This window comes from Vibrio sp. THAF190c (genome assembly GCF_009363355.1).
GTDB lineage: Bacteria > Pseudomonadota > Gammaproteobacteria > Enterobacterales > Vibrionaceae > Vibrio > Vibrio fortis_A.
The window spans coordinates 961,752-982,222 of the sequence record NZ_CP045338.1 but is presented as its reverse complement, the minus strand read 5'-3'; the positions used below and the strand labels follow the sequence as shown (position 1 = coordinate 982,222).

The following is a 20,471-nucleotide window of genomic DNA, read 5'->3' as shown; positions in this document are numbered from 1 at the left end:
AACTCATGATGCCACACCCAGTGGTGGGTGCTCAGAAATAAGACTTAGCAGAGTCGACATTTTCTTATTCAACTCTTGCCACTCATGCTCAGCGACCGATCCTGGCACGATCCCCGCCCCTGCGAACAACTGAACTTGATCGCCAACGATCAATGCACTGCGAATCGCTACACAGAATTCAGCGCGTTGGTGGCTAATGAAGCCAACCGAACCTGCGTACCAGCCTCGAGCAAAGGGCTCGTGTTTCAGAATAAAGTCCATTGACTCTTTGCGAGGCAAACCAGCAACAGCGGCGGTTGGTTGCAGTGTGCCGAGTAGTTGCACCCCGTTTACGCCAGCATGTAACTGCGCATGAATATGACGCTTCAGGTGTTGAACCTTGCGAAGGCGAACCAATCGAGCCTCTTTCTCAACATTCACAGAGTGCGAATACGCCTTTAAGCGATCAATAATGTCGTCTACAACATATTGATTTTCATTGAGATTCTTCTGATCTTGAGTCAGCCAGTTGGCGAGCTCCATATCAGACGATGCATTCTTGCCGCGCCCAATCGTGCCCGCGAGTGCTTCCGTATCTAGCTCAGTACCGTGGCGACTGTAGAGTCTTTCTGGCGTTGAACCGATAAAGCTATGCTTGGAGTCCAGCACCAACATGAAATGAAAGCTGTTGTGATTCTTCTGATAGCTCGCTTTTAACAGCTGAGCTGCACAAATCGGCTCATCCAAATGCACTGTCGTTTTACGCGCAAGCACCACTTTTTTGAAATCGTTATTGTCGATACCAGTGAGCACTTTCTCAACTAAACCATTCCACTCTGGTTGCTCTGGAAGGTGGTCGATATGTTCAATATGCGCACTCAACGGGGCCAATATTGCGGCATCAACAGACAGCTTCGTCAGCGCATTGATTGAGGCAACGCGATCGGGTGTCAAGTTGACGGCTAAAGACCATTTGTCATCAAATCGAATCAGCTCTATCTGCGGGAGAAAGAAAAACGATTCCATACAACGTCGATTCTTCTCTGTGTGTCCATCGAAAGAGCGACCACCCCAGATGCGTTGATCGTCTCCAAGAATCGCGTAAGCCGGTGCAGGATCAGAAAAGGTATGGATTTGTCCTAACGCAACAACCTCTTCTCGAGTGTCTCGAGATTGCCAGTAGAACTTGGGGAACAGCGGTTGAGCATGAAGCCATTCAATAAATGCAAACGGTGGTTTTTGCTTAAGAACTTCAACACAACGAACGTCGCCAGCTTGTGCATTTTGAACTCGCTCAATCAAAGCGCAGATGGTTTGTTGGAAATGTGACAAATCGACCTCGTTCACATCTAATTTATTATTATATTAGTTTGATACTTTATGGGTAGCACCTACTTAGATCAAGAATGTATAAAATCTTTTCAGTATTCCTGTGATTTTAAGCGTTTCGTCCCTCAGTTTACCTAAGCTCGGTCCAAGTTTACGAAATCCCTCACTATCACTTCTAAACAGCCACTGGCTAAAGGTTATTCGGAATTAACCGATTGTTCAGATTTTTATTCTATCAAACGTCAATTTAGGGTACTTTAATAAAGTATTTAAATAATTTTTAGGAAATCGGCAATGCAAAATATCGGGATGTCGTCAAAACTCAACAGTGTATGCTATGAGATCAGGGGACCAGTACTAAAACATGCTAAGCGCATGGAAGAAGAAGGACATAAAATCCTAAAGCTAAATATTGGTAATCCCGCCCCGTTTGGTTTTGACGCCCCAGATGAAATCCTAGTTGACGTAATTCGTAACCTGCCGACATCTCAAGGTTACTGCGATTCAAAAGGGATCTACTCTGCCCGTAAAGCCGTGGTGCAGCACTATCAAAAGAAAGGTCTGCGTAACCTAGATGTAGAAGATGTCTACATCGGCAACGGTGCTTCTGAGCTTATCGTAATGTCGATGCAAGCTCTGCTAAATAATGGCGATGAAATCTTAGTTCCCGCTCCTGACTACCCGTTGTGGACAGCCTCTGTCGCACTATCTGGTGGTAAAGCCGTTCACTACATGTGTGATGAAGAGAACGACTGGTACCCGAACCTCGATGACATGGTCGCTAAGATCACGCCAAAGACTCGCGGTATTGTTCTTATCAACCCGAATAACCCAACGGGTGCGGTTTACAGCCGTGACTTTTTGCTAAAAGTGGTCGAAATTGCCCGTGAGCACAAACTGATGATCTTCGCCGATGAGATCTACGATAAAGTGCTTTACGACGGTGCCGTGCACACTTCTATTGCAACTCTAGCAGAAGACGTGTTGATGGTGACATTTAACGGCCTATCAAAAGCGTACCGCGTTTGTGGTTTCCGTGGCGGTTGGATGTTCCTAACGGGCCCTAAACATCTAGCCAAGGGCTATGTTGAAGGCCTCGAAATGCTTGCCTCGATGCGTTTGTGTGCCAACGTACCAATGCAGCATGCTATTCAAACGGCACTAGGCGGCTATCAGAGTATCAACGAGCTTATCTTGCCAGGCGGCCGCTTGCTTGAGCAGCGTGACCGAGCTTGGGAACTGATCAACAAGATTCCAGGTGTCTCTTGTGTGAAACCAAAAGGGGCGATGTATCTATTCCCGAAAATCGACACTGAGATGTACAACATCAAAGACGACCAAAAGTTCGTACTCGATTTCTTGAAGCAAGAGAAGGTACTGCTGGTACAGGGTACTGGTTTCAACTGGCCAAAACCGGATCACTTCCGTATCGTAACGCTGCCGCATATCGAAGACTTAGAAACAGCTATTGGCCGACTTGAACGCTTCCTGTCGACCTACAGCCAAGAATAATCTTAGATTACAAGGCTTTAAAATAGTCTAGATCACTTCTATTCTTAAAAGGCTCCTACTTGGAGCCTTTTGTCATTTCAGGGAGGAAGTCTATGACCCAAAGCCATTTCTTTGCTCACCTTGCCCGCATGAAACTCATTCAGCGCTGGCCTTTGATGCGTTCCGTTTCCACCGAAAATATCTCTGAGCACTCCCTGCAAGTGGCCTTCGTCGCTCATGCATTAGCAGTGATTAAAAATAAGAAGTTTGAGGGGAACCTTAACCCTGAACACATTGCGCTACTCGGTATGTATCACGACACCAGTGAAGTACTAACTGGTGATTTGCCAACGCCGGTGAAATATTACAACCCAGATATTGCAAACGAGTACAAAAAGATTGAGGCTGCCGCCGAGCAACGCTTGCTCTCTATGCTCCCAGAAGAGTTCCAAGAAGATTTCGCACCTTTCCTGATTTCCGGTGAGGCCAGTAAAGAAGAGCAAAGCATCGTTAAACAAGCCGACACTATCTGTGCGTATCTAAAGTGCTTAGAGGAGCTAAGTGCAGGAAATCATGAATTTGAACAAGCCAAGCGCCGCTTAGAAGAAACCCTTTCACAGCGCGCCAGTCCAGAAATGGACTACTTTTTAACGACTTTTGCCCCTAGCTTCGAATTATCGCTAGACGAAATCAGTTAGCTAGGTATAAGTTGTGACAATAACTCTAAACCAATAGGTGCTCATGTGACGCTTTCAAACTCACCTACTCTATTGCTTGCCGAGCAATGGAAAGCACGCAACGACGATGAACACAAGATTCGCAGAGATGACCACAGAAGCCCATTTCAACGTGACCGAGCTCGAGTGCTTCACTCTGCCGCATTTAGACGCCTGCAAGCCAAAACCCAGGTCCACGGCACCGCCATCAACGATTTCCACCGTACTCGCCTGACTCACTCCCTGGAAGCGGCTCAGTTGGGAACCGGGATCGTCGCCCAACTAAAAAAGAAGCAGCCTGAGTTTCGAGAACTGCTGCCATCGGATAGCTTAATTGACTCTTTGTGTCTTGCTCATGATATCGGTCATCCACCTTATGGCCATGGTGGTGAAGTGGCGCTCAACTATATGATGCGTGATCATGGCGGCTTTGAGGGTAATGCTCAAACTTTCCGTATTGTGACTCAGTTGGAACCCTACACTGAGCACCACGGCATGAATCTATCAAGGCGTACTCTTCTTGGTTTGATCAAGTACCCATCGCTGATCAGCAAGGTAAAAGCCACCTCAATGCCAGAGCCAGTTAAACACCAAAGACAACTGCGAGCCAAAGATTGGATGCCAGCTAAAGGTATTTACGACCACGATAAAGCGCTGTTTGAGTGGGTACTGGCTCCCTTGTCTGAACATGACCAAGCTCTTATTCAACAACCAAGAAAATCTCACGTCGAACCGTTTGAACACAATAAGACCAAGTACAAATCTCTCGACTGTTCCATTATGGAGTTAGCAGACGACATCGCCTATGGCGTGCATGATTTGGAAGATGCGATCGTGTTGGGTTCAGTGACCAAAGCCCAGTGGATGGAATCAGCTTACCCGCAACTGTTGGAAGCCAACGATCCTTGGGTCACACGCCACCTCGATTCAATTACTGAAATGTTGTTCTCAGGTGAGCAATACCGTCGTAAAGATGCAATTGGCGGCATTGTTAACGCGTTACTTACCAGCATCTCAATCAAGCCAGTAGATGCGAGTTTTGAAAACCCTCTGCTTTCCCATAATGCCTACCTAGAACCAAGTATGGATTTAACCCTAGATAAGCTGAAGCACTTTGTGAGTGAGTTTGTGATTCAGGTACCTGAAGTTCAAGTCATCGAATACAAGGGACAGCAGATCATCATGGACATGTTTGAAGCCTTCAGTGCCGACCCCGAGCGCTTGTTACCACTGGCAATTAAAAAGCAGTGGCAAAACCACACTGAAGAGTCTCGTAAGATGAGGGTTATCGCTGATTACATCTCATCCATGACCGATGACCTCGCTCAGAAAATGCATCAACAGCTGTTCTCGGCACATACCGAGTTCTAACAAGCTAGGCTTCGCTGAGACACACCTAACTTAAGTAATTTTTCTCAAATACGCCTGGTGGCATTTGGTCGATTTGAAACTGAATCATTCGGTCAAATGCTGCAAGCAACGGGTCAAAATCACGATGAGGCTGCAGCAAGCTCAGCAAGTGGTAACCCGCCTCTACGGTAGATAGGCTGTTTTCACTCGGCGCTTTGCGAATCCGATAATTCCCTTTCAGATCTTTTGGTAAATGAAGGGTATCTAGCTGCTGTAAGTTGCTGGAGACTTGCCACATCTTAAACGCTTTCTTCCACGTCCCATCGAGCAAGATGATTCTCAGCTTTTGCTCTTCAGTACCATTCAAGCTAGACGCAGAAAGCTGTTCCACCGACACCGAGCTCTCACCTGGGTACAAGATTGCATGTTGATACTGATGGTCGTTCAACAGACGATTAAGAGCGTCGTGTTCAGAGAAGTCTTCGCCAATGAAGGTCACGCTATTTTCCAATGACAGGGATAAAATACGTGCGGTCCCCATCGGTCTGTGCTCTTCTGATGGGTGCTGAAGAATGATAAGCTCAACGTCCGATTCAAGTGGAGTGATCCACTGACAAATACACGCTTTCAAAGCCTTACGGCACTGGGGGCAATAACGAGACATGGATTTACGGTGTACCCTGCTTTAGTTTTTACTTCACTGATGTGTGTGCTGTTCCAATTTGACCCGATTCAAGCTTGGGTCGTTTGGGATCACAATGCAATCGCCAATGGACAATGGTGGCGAATCGTAACAGGAAACTTTTCCCATACCAACCTTTCGCACTTAGCAATGAACCTTACTGGGTTATGGGTGATCTGTTTTGTATTTCAACCAAGCCGAGTCAGACTCCTAGCCTACCTGTTCATTATCAGCCTATTTACCGGAACGGGACTTTTAGCGACAGATATACAAAGTTATGTCGGTTTATCAGGAACCCTGCACGGCCTGTTCGGTGTATTCGCTCTGACAGAGGCGCTGACAGGCAGACGCTCAAGTTGGTTACTGGTTGCGGGGCTAGTTGCGAAAGTCGCTTGGGAGCAGTTTGTGGGGCCTTCAGCCACCACTGGTGCACTGATCAATGCTCGTGTTGCGATTGAAGCCCACCTCATTGGGGCGTTGGGTGGATTTCTGTTGGCATGGGTTAAGGTAAAACGAAGAATATGAAGGGCTCTAACCCTTCATATTTAGCTCTATTACAGCTCGATTCTCTTTCGGTTCCTCTCAACGGTTGCTGCACCGATGCCTTTTACATTCGTTAAATCGTCAGGCTTCTGAAATGCACCATTCTGGTCGCGATACTGCACAATCTCCTGCGCTTTTTTGCCTCCAATACCAACTAACAAAGCCGACAACTCTTCCGCAGTGGCCGTGTTGATATTTACCGTTACCTCTATCCCTTCATAAAGTTCTGCTTTAGACGGGCTATCTGCCCAAACTGAAGTACTAAAGGCAAGCATAAGAGACACTAAAAGAGTGTATAGACTTTTCATTTTCTTTCCGTTCTATGTTGTGAAAACTGAACATTACTCTTTGAAAACCGACTACCGTAGTTTATTGAGACAAAAATAAAGCGGGCCACCTAAGTGACCCGCTTTGAGTTACAACTGATTTTCATTGTCGTGTAGGCTGGCTCGCAAACCTACTCTTCAAGCTATCTTTTACTGAGCTTGCTATTATTGACCTTGACCTACAATGTAGTATTCAACGTCTGCGTTCTTACGAAGTACGTTCAGAACGTTCGTCAGGTCTTGCTGGTTACCAACTCGCTCTAGCTGCGCACCGATTTGAGTGCTGTAAGCTGGGTTAATATCTGCAGTAACCTTAGATAGCTCGACAACCACAATGTTGCCGTTTTGGTCTTTCGCTTGGCCAAATACTGGTTGATCCGCTTCTGGCTTGGCAAAAGCAAACACAGAGCTTGCTAGTGGTGAGCTACGGTCAATTGTTTCAAGTTCGCTGAACGTCAGGTTGTTTTCCGCTAGTACTGCTTCGTTACCCGCTTTTAGTTCATTCACTAGTGATACACCTAGCTCAATTGCTTGTTGTTCCGCTTTAACAGCAGACAGTGCAGCAACAACTTGGTCTTGTACTTCTTCTAGTGGAAGTACAGTTTCGTCACGAGTCTCTTCAACGCGAACCACGATAACGTGTTCAGGCGCTACTTCGATAACTTCTGAGTTTAGGCCATCTTCTTTCACTTCTGGGCTCAGAATCGCTTGCATCACAGCTGGCGTCTTCAGTAGCTCAGGAGCGTCGATTTGAGAAACGAAGTCCGTTGTCTGGATCTTAGCGTTAATCGCCTCTGCAGAATCGTCTAGTGAGTCTGGGTACTCAAACGCAACCTTCTCTAGTTCAGTTTGTAGTTCGTAGAATTGGTCTACGGCTTCCTGATCCAATAGCTCTTGCTTGATTTCAGCCGCTACTTCAGAGAAAGGCTGTGCTTTAGAAGCTTGCAGCTCGTCTAGCTTGATGATGTGGTAACCAAACTCAGATTTAACTAGGCCTGTTGTGTCACCTACGTTTTCTAGAGCGAAAGCCGCATCTTCAAACGCTGGGTCCATCACATCACGTTCAATCCAACCTAAGTCACCGCCAACATCAGCGCTACCGAAATCGTCAGATTTCTCTTCTGCTAGTGCAGCAAAATCAGCACCTGCGTTTAGCTCGTCAAGAATAGCTTGCGCTTTTGCTTCATCGTCACCTTGAACAAGGATGTGACTTACTTTGCGTTGCTCTTCAGTTGAGTACTTGTCTAGGTGCTCTTGGTAGTACTGCTCAGCTTGCTCATCAGACACCTGGATTTGACCTTTCAGCGCTTCTGCAGAAAGCTCAATGTAAGACACCTTCGCTTGCTCTGGACGAGTGTAAGCTAGTGGGTTTTGCTGATAGTACTCTGAAATCTCTTCTTCTGTTAGCTCAACGCTTTTCGCAAGTTCAGCAACAGATAGCGTCACTGTGCGGATATCACGTGTTTGAGCAATCAGTCTGCTTTGAGTATCGATCTCACCTTGAAGAACAAACTCACTACCTTGTAGCGCTGTCACCAGTTGGTTGCGCATTAGGTCACGACGCATGTATTCCGCAAAGCTTTCAGGACCAAAGCCAGCACGACGAAGTGCCGCTTGGTAAACTTCTTGATCGAATTGGCCTGCAGTTTGGAACTGAGGCATCTCTAGAATCATCGTACGGATTTGCGAATCGCTGATGCGTAGGCCTAGAGATTCAGCTTGCTGCTCAAGCAGTACATCGTTGATCATGCGATCAAGTACTGATTTACGGAAAGACTCTACGTATGCAGGGTCTGCAAGCATTTGAGAGAAGTAATCGCCAAGTTGTGATTGCATACGATTACGCTCGTTTTGGTAAGCTTGTTCGAACTCACCACGACCGATTTCGGTATTGCCAACTTTCGCTGCAGCGTTGTTACCGCCACCTGTGATGTAGCTACCTACACCTGCGAATACGAATGACAGGATAATCAACCCAAGGATAATTTTTACCGCGATGCTATTCACGCCTTCGCGTAATCGATCCATCATAATTTAAGTGCTCTCCGGATATGAAGCATGGGCTTCAACATAAAAATCTTATTCACGCGATATTATCAGAAAAAGAAATGCGCATCAGTAGGATGCGCATAATTTAAATTAGTTCAATGTGCTTTGCACAATAACTGTTTACGAATGAAACATCATTTTTCAAACAGCTAACGCATCTTGCTACCTTGGCTTAACGAGCGCCTAGGTACCGCAATATTAGTTACATGCGTCTTTTAGTGCTTTACCAGCTTTAAAGCCAGGTACTTTTGCTTCTGCAATTTGGATTTCTTCACCAGTCTTAGGGTTACGACCTGTGCGAGCTGCACGAGTACGAACACTGAAAGTACCAAAACCAACAAGTGCTACTTGGTCACCTGATTGAAGTGTTGTGCCAACTGCTTCGATGAATGCGTCTAGAGCGCGGCCAGCTGAAGCTTTAGAGATATCTGCGTTTTCTGCGATTGATTCTACTAGTTGTGTTTTATTCACTGTGTTTCCCCTCTTTGTCATCTGCGACTAATTTAGGATGACGGTACGTTCCATTTTGGTTTTAATTTAGCCGAAAGCCTTATTGCAAAAGGGCTTGCGGCTTTAGTCAATTAACTTAGCGCCCAAAAAAAACGCTGACAAGCCTTTTTAGACTCATCAGCGTAATTCTTTACTTATTTTTGCTGCGCATCACTATTTTTCAGCGACAAACTCGACCCCAGACGGATCTCGTTCTAGTGCAACTTTCAATACTTCATCAATCCACTGAACAGGAATGACTTCTAAATCAGCGATTACGTTGTCTGGAATCTCTTCCAAATCACGCTCGTTGTCTTTTGGAATCAGTACTGTTTTGATGCCACCACGGTGTGCTGCAAGCAGTTTTTCTTTCAAGCCACCGATAGGGAGAACTTCACCACGAAGTGTAATTTCACCCGTCATACCCACTTCTGCTTTTACAGGGTTACCTGTCAAGCTAGAAACAAGTGCAGTACACATTGCGATACCCGCACTTGGGCCATCTTTTGGTGTTGCACCTTCAGGTACGTGAACGTGGATATCACGCTTCTCGTAAAAATCCGAGTTAATACCCAGTTTTTCAGCACGAGAGCGAACTACGGTCATCGCCGCTTGAATCGACTCTTTCATTACGTCGCCAAGAGAACCGGTTTGCGTTAGCTTACCTTTACCTGGCATTGCTTCAGTTTCGATCGTTAATAGATCACCACCAACTTGAGTCCACGCTAGGCCTGTTACTTGGCCGATGCGGTTGCTCTCGTCTGCTTTACCGAAGTCATGACGTTGAACACCTAGGTACTCTTTTAGGTTGTCCATAGTTACTGTTACAGACTTAAGATCGCTATCTAGCAGGATGTTCTTAACCGCTTTACGGCAGATCTTAGAAATCTCACGCTCTAGGCTACGTACACCCGCTTCACGTGTGTAGTAACGAATAATACCGATGATTGCAGAATCTTCGATAGTGATCTCGTTTGCCTTAAGACCGTTGCGTTTCACTTGCTTATCAACAAGGTGACGCTTAGCGATGTTTAACTTCTCGTCTTCTGTGTAACCAGATAGACGAATCACTTCCATACGGTCCAGTAGTGGGCCAGGAATGTCCATCGAGTTAGACGTCGCAACGAACATAACGTCAGAAAGATCGTAGTCTACTTCTAGGTAGTGATCGTTAAACGCGTTGTTTTGCTCTGGATCGAGAACTTCTAGCAGCGCTGAAGATGGGTCGCCACGCATATCAGAAGACATCTTATCGATCTCATCCAATAGGAACAGTGGGTTCTTAACTCCTACTTTAGACATCTTCTGGATTAGCTTACCCGGAAGAGAGCCGATGTACGTACGACGGTGACCACGAATCTCTGCTTCATCACGCACGCCGCCTAGCGCCATACGCGTGTACTTACGACCTGTAGCAGCCGCGATTGAGCGACCTAGCGAGGTTTTACCAACACCAGGAGGACCGACAAGACAAAGGATTGGACCTTTCAGCTTGTTGATACGGTTCTGTACCGCCAAGTACTCAAGAATACGTTCTTTAACACGCTCTAGACCGTAGTGGTCTTCGTTTAAGATCTCTTCTGCTTTCGCTAGATTCTTCTTAACTTTAGAACGCTTCGCCCAAGGCACACCAACCATCCAATCAATGTAGCTACGAACGACTGTTGCTTCTGCCGACATTGGCGACATCATCTTCAGCTTTTGCAGCTCTTGCTCGGTTTTTTCACGCGCTTCTTGAGGCATTTTCGACTCTTCGATCTTCTTCTTCAGAGTCTCGAATTCGTCTGGAGCATCGTCCATCTCGCCTAGTTCTTTCTGAATCGCTTTCATCTGCTCATTCAGGTAGTACTCACGCTGAGATTTTTCCATCTGCTTCTTAACACGACCACGGATGCGTTTTTCTACCTGCAGGATATCAATTTCTGATTCCATTTGGCCCATCAGGAACTCTAGACGCTCAGTCACATCTAGAATCTCTAGTACGTGCTGTTTGTCTACCAGTTTAAGTGGCATGTGTGCTGCGATGGTATCCGCTAGACGAGCGGCTTCATCAATCCCATTCAGAGACGTTAGTACCTCTGGCGGAATCTTTTTGTTTAGCTTAATAAAGCCTTCGAATTGATTGATCGCGCTGCGAACAACCACTTCTTGTTCTTTTTCGTCAAGTTCTGAGGTGACAACGTATTCTGCATCTGCAAGGAAGAATTCACTTTCTTTGAATTGGTGAATTTTCGCACGCTGCTGACCTTCAACAAGCACTTTAACTGTGCCGTCAGGTAGCTTTAAAAGCTGAAGAATCGTAGCAACGGTACCTACTTCGAATAGGTCGTCGATTGAAGGCTCATCAGTATCCGCTTCTTTCTGCGCCACTAGTAGCACTTGTTTGTTAGCTTCCATTGCCGATTCTAGGCAAGTAATCGATTTTTCACGACCAACAAACAGTGGGATAACCATGTGTGGGTAAACCACTACATCACGTAGAGGCAGCACGGGGATCTCGATACGCTCGGAACGTTCCAAGTTCATATATTTCTCTCTTCCGCTTTAACTTATAAAGCAGTATATGGGGCTTAAACGACTGGATTCAATGGAAGAATAAAAAAAAGGAGGTAATTGCTTACCTCCTTTTGGAATTTGAGTCACTAGTCTAAAAAAGACCTACTCTGCTACTGCCGCTTGGTTCTCTGAATTGCTGTAGATTAGAAGAGGTTCAGACTCTCCGTTAATCACCGACTCATCAATCACAACCTTGCTCACATCAGTAGATGATGGCAGTTCGTACATCGTTTCTAGTAGCACACCTTCTAAGATAGAACGTAGACCACGAGCACCTGTTTTACGGCTCATTGCTTTCTTAGCAATTGCGCGCAGTGCGTCTTCACGGAACTCAAGCTCAGTGTCTTCTAGCTCGAATAACGCAGCATACTGTTTAGTCAGTGCGTTCTTCGGCTCACAAAGAATTTGAATCAGTGCTTCTTCGTCTAGCTCTGTCAGTGTGGTTGTCACCGGTAGACGACCAATGAATTCTGGAATTAGACCGTACTTCACTAGATCTTCAGGTTCAACTTGAGTGAATAGCTCACCGATTGTTTTGGTTTCATCTTTTGAACGCACTTCTGCGCCAAAGCCGATACCAGAACCTGTTTCTACACGTTGTTCAATCACTTTATCTAGGCCGGCAAACGCACCGCCACAGATAAATAGGATCTTAGATGTATCCACTTGCAAGAACTCTTGCTGTGGGTGCTTACGACCACCTTGAGGCGGTACTGAAGCGACTGTGCCTTCTACAAGTTTTAGAAGTGCTTGCTGTACACCTTCACCAGACACGTCACGCGTGATTGATGGGTTTTCAGCCTTACGAGAAATCTTGTCGATTTCATCGATGTAAACAATGCCGCGTTCCGCTTTCGCTACGTCGTAATCACATTTTTGTAGCAGTTTTTGAATGATGTTTTCTACATCTTCACCCACGTAACCCGCTTCGGTTAGTGTGGTTGCATCTGCCATAGTAAATGGAACGTCTAGGAAACGAGCCAATGTTTCAGCAAGTAGTGTTTTACCACTACCAGTAGGACCGATAAGAAGAATGTTACTCTTACCTAGCTCTACGCCTTCAGCTGTTGTATCACCATTACGTAAACGCTTGTAGTGGTTATATACTGCAACTGCTAGCACTTTCTTCGCGTACTCTTGACCGATTACATAGTCATCAAGGTGCTCTCGAATCTCACGAGGCGTTGGTAACGCTTCAGATTCTTTCTTTGGAAGAACATCTTTAATTTCTTCACGAATAATGTCGTTACAAAGGTCGACACATTCGTCACAAATGTAAACAGAAGGGCCTGCGATTAACTTGCGAACTTCGTGCTGGCTTTTGCCACAGAAAGAGCAGTAAAGCAGTTTACCGCTACCACCCTCTTTGCTTTTATCTGTCATTCGCTAACCTCTTAGCCTTTACTCTCTATGATTTGAGTGTATATCAATTTGCATCAATTTGCGTTAAACAATTGCCTGTGCAATTACTCACCGCGATGATTCAGAACTGAATCCACCAAACCGTACTCTACAGCTTGTTCTGCAGACATGAAGTTGTCACGATCAGTGTCACGCTCAACGATTTCTAGAGGCTGGCCTGTGTGCTCTGCCAATAGTTTGTTTAGCTTCTGTTTGATCGTTAGGATCTCTTGCGCGTGGATTTGAATATCAGACGCTTGGCCTTGGAAGCCGCCAAGTGGCTGGTGAATCATTACACGAGAATTTGGAAGCACATGACGCTTACCTGGCTCACCACCAGCAAGTAAGAATGCACCCATCGAGCAAGCTTGCCCCATACATACTGTGCTCACGTTTGGCTTAATGAACTGCATTGTGTCGTAAATAGACATACCCGCAGTTACGCTGCCGCCAGGAGAGTTGATGTATAGATAGATATCTTTGTCTGGGTTTTCTGATTCCAAGAAAAGCAGTTGAGCCACGACAAGATTTGCCATGTGGTCTTCCACTTGACCGGTTAAGAAAATGATTCGTTCTTTTAAAAGACGAGAATAGATATCGTAAGAACGTTCACCACGGGAAGTTTGTTCAACCACCATTGGAACTAGTGCGTCCATAATCGATGGCATTGTATTTTTTTCTTGGTAGCTCATATTCTTATGTCCCTAAAATAAATGGCCCGAATGATTAAATCATACGGACCATTGTTAGCAGAATTGTCGACCGTACGTCAACCTTCTACGTCAGATATTACTATATTAAGCAGGTTGCTGATTCATTAGCTCGTTGAAGCTAACTTCTTTCTCAGAAACTTGAGCTTTAGCGATGATTGCATCAATAGCTTGCTCTTCTAGAGCAACGTTGCGCATGTTGTTCATCATTTGCTCGTTTTGCTCGTAGTAAGCAATAACTTCAGATGGATCTTCGTATGCAGTAGCCATCTCTTCGATGATTGCTTTTACTTTCTCATCGTCAGCTTTTAGCTCTTCAGACTTGATTACTTCACCAAGTAGAAGGCCAACAACTACGCGACGTTTAGCTTGCTCTTCGAACAGCTCACGTGGAAGTTGGTCAGCAGCTTCAGTGTTGCCACCGAAACGTTGAGCAGCTTGTTGACGTAGAGTACCGATCTCTTGGTCGATAAGTGCAGCTGGAACGTCGATGTCGTTTTCTTTAACTAGACCGTCGATAGCTTGCTCTTTGATGCGGTTCTTAACAGCTTGCTTAAGCTCACGCTCCATGTTCTTACGAACTTCAGCTTTAAGACCTTCAACGCCGTCAGTCGCGCCGAACTTAGCAACGAACTCTTCGTTTAGTTCTGGAAGTTCACGAGCTTCAACTTTGTTTACTTTGATTGCAAACTTAGCAGCTTTACCTTTTAGGTTTTCAGCGTGGTAATCTTCTGGGAAGTTTACGTCGATTTCGAATTCCATGCCTTTAGTTTTGCCAACGATACCGTCTTCAAAACCAGGGATCATGCGACCAGCACCCATCTCTAGTGGGAAGTTCTCAGCTTTACCGCCTTCGAACTCTTCACCGTCGATAGAACCAACGAAATCGATAGTTGCGCGAGAACCTTCTTCTACAGCTGCATCAACTTCAGTCCAAGTTGCTTGTTGCTTACGTAGAGTTTCGATCATCTCTTCAACGTCAGCTTCTTTAACTTCTACTGCTGGTTTCTCAACAGAGATGTTCTCAAGACCTTTCAGCTCAACTTCTGGGTAAACTTCAAAAGTTGCGTTGAATACTAGATCTTCGCCTTCTTTGTTTTCTACTGGTGCGAAAGTTGGTGCGCCAGCTGGGTTGATCTTCTCTTTAACGATCGCTTCGATGAAGTGGCGTTGCATTACTTCGCCCATCACGTCTTGACGTACTGCTTTGCCGTACATTTTAGCAACCATCTTCATTGGCACTTTGCCTTTACGGAAACCATCGAAACGACGGTTTTTCGCGATGTTGCGTAGTTCAGCTGTAACTGCATCTTCGATGTTAGCAGCAGGAACAGTAATATTAAGACGGCGCTCTAGGCCTTCTAGCGTTTCAACAGTAACTTGCATTATATAAAACCTCAAAACTGGCTCAGATAATCTGAGCATATGAGCCGTAACGTGCATTCCTTGGGAACGCGTGTTGTTGGCTGCATCCTTGTGTAGTGCTCTATCCGAACACCTAATTTAAAATTGAGCATTGATGCCTGAGTGATCATTCAATCAAACACCAGACTAATCAGCGATATCTTTTTTCTATGTTCTTCAGCGAAGTTCATAGCCTGTTTTACAACAAGGAAAGGTATCTCCGATTAGCCTCAGGACAGAAATTTTAGACGCGACATTCTAGCGATCTGTTTAATCTCTGTCGAGCCAATCACCTCAGCTTGATGATGAATGCTCTAAATTCGTCCGCCTGAGAGGGGCATATTCAATCAAAACACCACTCGACACATCGGAAATGGGGACAATAGCGGCTTTTTCAAGGGAATCGAGGGCTTTTTTTCCGAAAAAGCTTAAAAAGAGATCTTGCTCTTGTTTTACCCCTCAGAGTCGATAACTTTTTCAACAATCTGCGTTACAAAGCCTTAACCTATAACTATCTGTCAGGCCTCATTTTTTGAACTTTTTGTGACACTTTGAGCGTTTCAGGCACATGACACGCTTTTCTACACCGTAATACACAGCGAGATCTCTTATGTTTCAACCTTCCCGCCTACCCATTTTGCTGCTCATCACCTATGGGTTGCTGATGATTCTCGGCGGCCACTGGGTGTGGAAAATAAGTCATCAAAGTTTGCTCGAAGATCACCAATCAAAGCTTGACCGTTTCTCGGTACATATCGCCAGTCAACTGGATAAATTCGCACACATTCCAGAACTGCTTTCTAAAGACAAAGAGTTGATCGATGCGCTACATGCTCCTGATAACTCTGCACAGATAGAACTTACCAATCGCTACCTGGCACATGTGAATCAGGTAATACAAGCCTCTGACACCTATTTGCTCGACCATATTGGTACCACGATTGCGGCCAGCAATTGGAATCAAAGCCACTCATTTGTTGGTCGTAACTTTGCTTTCCGGCCCTATTTTCAGCACGCTTTTAGCGGCAAAGAGAATCAATATTTCGCCCTAGGGTCGACTTCTGGAAAGCGCGGTTATTACTACTCTTACCCTGTCTCCTATGCGGCCGAAATCATCGGTGTGATCGTCGTAAAGATGGACCTATCACTGATTGAAGCAAGCTGGAAAGGCAAACAGAGTTACTTCGTTGCTGATGACAAAGACCATGTGGTGTTTATGTCGAGTAACCCCGACTGGCTATTTAAAAGCTTGCAGCCATTGGACGATGCGCGTAAACGTGAGATCCAAGAGGGAAGACAGTTCCTTGATACCAACATTGAGAGCCTGAACTTCAACGGCGACCTTGACTCATCCACCAGCACCATTCAATCTCTTCATCCTCTGGTTCATGAGCAGTTTTTTGTCTCTTCACGCTTTATTGAACAACCGAGATTAACGGTCAGGGTACTCTCTCCTACTCATTTAGTGTGGTGGGATCTGATCTCTTATCTGGTGGTACTGAGCTTGGTGTTTGCAATCATTTATCTCGCCCTACAGCTCAATCTAAACCGCATCCATCGTCGGGTTCAGATAGACAGACTGCAATCTGAGGCCAAACAGAAGCTCGAGTTTCTAGTATTGGAGAGAACATCAGAATTACACGCAGAGGTTCTTCAACGCACCGAAACAGAAAAGGTATTGAGGCAGACCCAAGATGAGTTAATCCAAGCCGCGAAACTAGCAGTTTTGGGGCAGATGTCCGCAAGCATCAGTCACGAGTTAAACAATCCGCTCGCTGCGATTCGCAGTTACGCCGATAACGGGCGTCTATTTTTAGCCAAAGAAAAGTTCGAACGCGTTGATGACAACTTATCACGTATCTCATCATTGACTGACCGTATGGCTAAGATCAGCCATCAACTTCGATCATTTGCCAAGAAATCAAACGCGGAAGACCTATCGCAACTGCAATTGCTCCCTCTGCTTCACTCCTCTATCGAGTTAATGAAACCTCAATTGAAGGCAGAAAGAGTGGCGATATCCCCCCTTCCTGACAAGCTAGATGCGCTCATTCAAGCCAATGCTATCCAGCTTGAGCAAGTGATCATTAACCTTATCACTAATGGTATGCAGGCCATGGAAGGGCAAGAGATTAAACAGCTTAATCTCGAGTTCGAATACCATACCAATGCCAACTCAGAGCGATGTATTCAGATACATATTGACGATAACGGCCCCGGCTTTGCGCATGACACGCCGCAACAGTTTTTTGAACCATTTCATACCACCAAGAAGAATGGTTTAGGACTTGGGCTATCAATCTCACAACAGATTATAAGAGGCATAAACGGCGAACTCACCCACGCCAAAAGCCCATTAGGCGGAGCAAGATTTACTACTTGTCTGCCGTTAATTACAGAACAACAAAATAACAATAACGATTAAAGGAACCATTATGTGCCATGTCTATTTCATTGATGATGAGCCAGATCTGCGGCTAGCCAGTGAACAGAGTTTTGAACTGGCAGACATTGATGCTCAATTCTTCCCCGACGCAGAATCAGCGTTGATTGCTATCCAAGAGCATGGACTGCCTCACGTCATCATCACTGATATCTGTCTTCCCGGATTATCTGGCCATGACCTGCTGAATACCGTCATCCACAAAGATAAAGAGCTACCGGTGATCATGATTACCGGGCACGGTGACATCTCAATGGCGGTGAAATCGATTCATGATGGCGCCTATGACTTTATCGAGAAGCCATTTGCCAATGAAAGGCTGATTGAGACCACTAAGAGAGCCATCGAGAAGCGTCAATTGATCCTCGAAAACCGCGAGCTCAAACAGTCACTAAAAGCTAGCCAAACCCTCGGTCCACGCATCATCGGCGACACACCAGTTATCCAAGAGCTGCGTTCAACCATTACTCATGTTGCGGACACTAGCGCCGATATCTTGCTGTTTGGTGAAACCGGAACGGGTAAAGAGTTAGTGGCGCGCTCGCTTCACGAACAGAGCAGTCGACGTGAGCAGAATTTCGTCGCGGTTAACTGTGGTGCGGTACCGGAGAACTTGATTGAAAGCGAACTATACGGTCACGAAAAAGGCGCCTTTACTGGAGCGGAAACCAAGAGGATCGGTAAGTTCGAACATGCCCAAGGTGGTACCCTATTTCTAGACGAGATTGAATCTATGCCAATGCAGGCGCAGATTCGTCTGCTACGAGTTCTTCAAGAACGCGTTATCGAGCGTATTGGTTCCAACCAGCTGCAGCCTTTGGATATTCGCGTCATCGCAGCCACTAAAGTCGACCTCAAAAAAGCCGCTGCTGAAGGCACATTTAGACAAGATCTCTACTATCGTCTCAATGTCGTTACACTCGATTTACCACCACTACGCAGTCGCAAAGAAGACATTGCCGCCCTTTTCCACCACTTTCTATTGGTTGCTGCGGCACGTTATGGCAAAACCGCGCAAGCACTACCAAGTAGCGACCTGCACAAATTAATGGCCCACGATTGGCCTGGCAATGTGCGAGAGCTTAGAAACACCGCAGAACGTTTCATTCTGCTAGGAAAACTGGCACAACTGGGGGATGTTGTTGAGCAAGAGGTATGCTCGAGTTTGGCTGATCAAGTAGCAAGCTTTGAAAAGTCAGTGATTGAGCAAGCTTTGATCGACAACGAAGGCAGCATCAAGCTAACGATGGAGTTGCTTAACGTGCCGAGAAAAACTCTGTACGACAAGATGCAGCGCTACCAAATCGACAAAGACGATTTTAAGTAAACTCTTTCTGTCAGTTTAGTTTCTAAATTGGCAGAGATGCATGCGCTCAACCATACTTTCAGTATCCGATTCAACACCATCAAATCGAGTTATGAACGAGAAGACAACAGTTCCTGCCATATCTGATACCGTTTTGATCGACGGGCATTACGAAGAAGAGAAGCGTTCAGGGCGAGAACGACGCAAAGGTCATGCTCGTTGGAAAGGGTACGATAGAAGAAACAAAGTTACACGTCGTGAACCAAGCAAAAAAATAGATGAAGAGGTTTAACTCTTCATCTATTCGTTAACGATAACGTTGTACTTAATCGTGTTACTTAGTGATGATTTCCGGTCCCATTAGGGTCGTCGGTAGCCAAGTTGATACCCAAGGCACGTAAGTTACGATTATCAAGAACAGGAACATAACACCAACCCATGGCAGCGCCGCTTTCACCACGTTCATCATCGACATCTTCGCAACCCCTGCGGTCACAAACAAGTTGAGCCCCACTGGTGGCGTTATCATCCCTATCTCCATGTTCACCACCATCATGATACCTAGGTGGATTGGGTCGATACCCAGTGCAATCGCAATTGGGAAAACCAGCGGTGCAACAATGATTAGAAGACCAGATGGCTCCATGAACTGACCACCAATCAATAGCAGCACGTTAACCACAATCAAGAAGGTAATTGGACCAAGACCTGCCGATAGCATCGACTCGGTGATCATTTGTGGAATGCGCTCTTCTGTTAGTACGTGCTTCAGAATCAACGCGTTCGCAATGATAAACAGCAGCATAATGGTCAACTTGCCGGCATCGTACAAAGTATCTTTAGTGTCTTTGTGGACGAAGGTTTGTAGTGCTTTCACTAGCATCGGCTTTTTGTTTTCTTTGTCGGCGAAAGGTCCCATGTCTTTATAGACAAAGTTCGCGATAAAGAAGGCGTACACCGCTGCCACTGCCGCCGCTTCTGTTGGTGTAAAGATACCACCGTAAATACCACCAAGGATGATTACGATAAGCAGCAAGCCCCAACTCGCGTCTTTCGCAGCATCAAACATTTCACCCCAACCAACAAACGGTTGTGCCGGGATTTTTTTGATACGAGCAGCGATGTAGATAGCGATCATCAACATCACACCCGCCAGTAACCCCGGAATAACACCACCCAGGAACATACGGCCAACAGACACGTCTGTTGCTGCGGCATAAACAACCATTACGATCGATGGCGGGATCAGAATACCCAAAGTACCCGCATTACAGATCACACCTGCCGCGAACTCTTTTGAGTAGCCATTTTTCACCATACCAGCAATTACGATACTACCAATCGCCACTACCGTTGCTGGTGAAGAGCCAGACAGTGCCGCAAACATCATACACGCGACAACAGACGCCATTGCCAGACCGCCACGGAACCAACCGACCATTGCGATTGCAAAACGGATGATTCGCTTTGCCACACCGCCCGTAGACATAAAGCTAGACGCTAAAATGAAGAACGGGATTGCTAACAAAGTGTAGTGACCCGCAAACGCGTTAAACAGGGTTTGCGCCACTGAAGCAAGTGACGCGTCTGAGTGCATCAACAAAAACAGAATACTGGATAGGCCCAGTGAGATAGCAATCGGCACGCCCACAAGCATGAAAGCGATTACCATCAAGAATAGAAATAACATCGCCATG

General features: G+C 45.9%; 17 protein-coding genes. 7 read left to right on the top strand and 10 right to left on the bottom strand.

The window, feature by feature from the left end; all coding sequences use genetic code 11:
* Nucleotides 1–3: 3 nt before the first annotated feature.
* On the bottom strand, nucleotides 4–1,311 hold the full coding sequence (locus FIV04_RS04485) for an isochorismate synthase MenF (protein WP_152468363.1): 1,308 nt from the start codon (nucleotides 1,309–1,311) through the stop codon (nucleotides 4–6).
* A gap of 291 nt (nucleotides 1,312–1,602) precedes the next feature.
* Here FIV04_RS04485 and FIV04_RS04480 point away from each other — a divergent pair, with 291 nt between their 5' ends.
* From FIV04_RS04480 to FIV04_RS04470, 3 genes are all read left to right on the top strand, one after another.
* The gene (locus FIV04_RS04480; protein WP_150871535.1) at nucleotides 1,603–2,820 is read left to right on the top strand and encodes a pyridoxal phosphate-dependent aminotransferase; all 1,218 of its coding nucleotides are present in this window, start codon (nucleotides 1,603–1,605) and stop codon (nucleotides 2,818–2,820) included.
* A gap of 92 nt (nucleotides 2,821–2,912) precedes the next feature.
* Nucleotides 2,913–3,497, top strand: a complete 585-nt coding sequence (gene yfbR, locus FIV04_RS04475) for a 5'-deoxynucleotidase (RefSeq protein ID WP_150895442.1) — start codon at nucleotides 2,913–2,915, stop codon at nucleotides 3,495–3,497.
* 45 nt (nucleotides 3,498–3,542) lie between these two features.
* Complete coding sequence (locus FIV04_RS04470) at nucleotides 3,543–4,886, top strand: anti-phage deoxyguanosine triphosphatase (protein ID WP_152468362.1); 1,344 nt, start codon at nucleotides 3,543–3,545, stop codon at nucleotides 4,884–4,886.
* A 25-nt stretch (nucleotides 4,887–4,911) separates the two neighbouring features.
* On the opposite strand, the gene FIV04_RS04465 is transcribed toward FIV04_RS04470, so the two are convergent.
* Nucleotides 4,912–5,529 carry a tRNA-uridine aminocarboxypropyltransferase gene (locus FIV04_RS04465; RefSeq protein WP_152468361.1) on the bottom strand — a complete coding sequence of 206 codons (618 nt, stop codon included), beginning with the start codon at nucleotides 5,527–5,529 and terminating at the stop codon, nucleotides 4,912–4,914.
* 9 nt (nucleotides 5,530–5,538) lie between these two features.
* On the opposite strand from FIV04_RS04465, the gene rrtA reads away from it, so the two are divergent.
* Nucleotides 5,539–6,072 (top strand): rhombosortase, encoded by a 534-nt coding sequence (gene rrtA / locus FIV04_RS04460; RefSeq protein ID WP_152468360.1) that lies wholly within the window; start codon nucleotides 5,539–5,541, stop codon nucleotides 6,070–6,072.
* Nucleotides 6,073–6,101: 29 nt separating this feature from the next.
* Here the strand turns inward: rrtA and FIV04_RS04455 are convergent, their stop codons facing one another.
* The 7 genes from FIV04_RS04455 to tig form a co-directional block, all read right to left on the bottom strand.
* The gene (locus FIV04_RS04455; protein WP_152468359.1) at nucleotides 6,102–6,398 is read right to left on the bottom strand and encodes a helix-hairpin-helix domain-containing protein; all 297 of its coding nucleotides are present in this window, start codon (nucleotides 6,396–6,398) and stop codon (nucleotides 6,102–6,104) included.
* Between the two features lie 183 nt (nucleotides 6,399–6,581).
* Nucleotides 6,582–8,447, bottom strand: a complete 1,866-nt coding sequence (ppiD, locus tag FIV04_RS04450) for a peptidylprolyl isomerase (protein ID WP_152468358.1) — start codon at nucleotides 8,445–8,447, stop codon at nucleotides 6,582–6,584.
* A 216-nt stretch (nucleotides 8,448–8,663) separates the two neighbouring features.
* The gene (locus FIV04_RS04445) at nucleotides 8,664–8,936 is read right to left on the bottom strand and encodes an HU family DNA-binding protein (protein ID WP_004736083.1); all 273 of its coding nucleotides are present in this window, start codon (nucleotides 8,934–8,936) and stop codon (nucleotides 8,664–8,666) included.
* Nucleotides 8,937–9,128: 192 nt separating this feature from the next.
* Nucleotides 9,129–11,480 (bottom strand): endopeptidase La, encoded by a 2,352-nt coding sequence (gene lon, locus FIV04_RS04440; protein ID WP_032549602.1) that lies wholly within the window; start codon nucleotides 11,478–11,480, stop codon nucleotides 9,129–9,131.
* 132 nt (nucleotides 11,481–11,612) lie between these two features.
* Complete coding sequence (clpX, locus tag FIV04_RS04435; RefSeq protein ID WP_032549603.1) at nucleotides 11,613–12,893, bottom strand: ATP-dependent protease ATP-binding subunit ClpX; 1,281 nt, start codon at nucleotides 12,891–12,893, stop codon at nucleotides 11,613–11,615.
* A gap of 83 nt (nucleotides 12,894–12,976) precedes the next feature.
* Complete coding sequence (gene clpP, locus FIV04_RS04430) at nucleotides 12,977–13,603, bottom strand: ATP-dependent Clp endopeptidase proteolytic subunit ClpP (RefSeq protein ID WP_032549604.1); 627 nt, start codon at nucleotides 13,601–13,603, stop codon at nucleotides 12,977–12,979.
* A gap of 105 nt (nucleotides 13,604–13,708) precedes the next feature.
* Complete coding sequence (gene tig / locus FIV04_RS04425; protein ID WP_032549605.1) at nucleotides 13,709–15,007, bottom strand: trigger factor; 1,299 nt, start codon at nucleotides 15,005–15,007, stop codon at nucleotides 13,709–13,711.
* A gap of 628 nt (nucleotides 15,008–15,635) precedes the next feature.
* Between tig and FIV04_RS04415 the strand changes: the two genes are divergently transcribed.
* From FIV04_RS04415 to FIV04_RS04405, 3 genes are all read left to right on the top strand, one after another.
* The gene (locus FIV04_RS04415) at nucleotides 15,636–17,450 is read left to right on the top strand and encodes an ATP-binding protein (protein WP_152468357.1); all 1,815 of its coding nucleotides are present in this window, start codon (nucleotides 15,636–15,638) and stop codon (nucleotides 17,448–17,450) included.
* A 10-nt stretch (nucleotides 17,451–17,460) separates the two neighbouring features.
* Nucleotides 17,461–18,795 carry a sigma-54 dependent transcriptional regulator gene (locus FIV04_RS04410; protein WP_152468356.1) on the top strand — a complete coding sequence of 445 codons (1,335 nt, stop codon included), beginning with the start codon at nucleotides 17,461–17,463 and terminating at the stop codon, nucleotides 18,793–18,795.
* Between the two features lie 91 nt (nucleotides 18,796–18,886).
* Nucleotides 18,887–19,066: a hypothetical protein gene (locus FIV04_RS04405; RefSeq protein WP_150895966.1), complete on the top strand. Its 180-nt coding sequence runs from the start codon at nucleotides 18,887–18,889 to the stop codon at nucleotides 19,064–19,066.
* A 42-nt stretch (nucleotides 19,067–19,108) separates the two neighbouring features.
* Here the strand turns inward: FIV04_RS04405 and FIV04_RS04400 are convergent, their stop codons facing one another.
* Nucleotides 19,109–20,470, bottom strand: coding sequence for a TRAP transporter large permease (locus tag FIV04_RS04400; RefSeq protein WP_032549610.1), 1,362 nt, complete (start codon nucleotides 20,468–20,470; stop codon nucleotides 19,109–19,111).
* Between the last annotated feature and the right edge of the window lies 1 nt (nucleotide 20,471).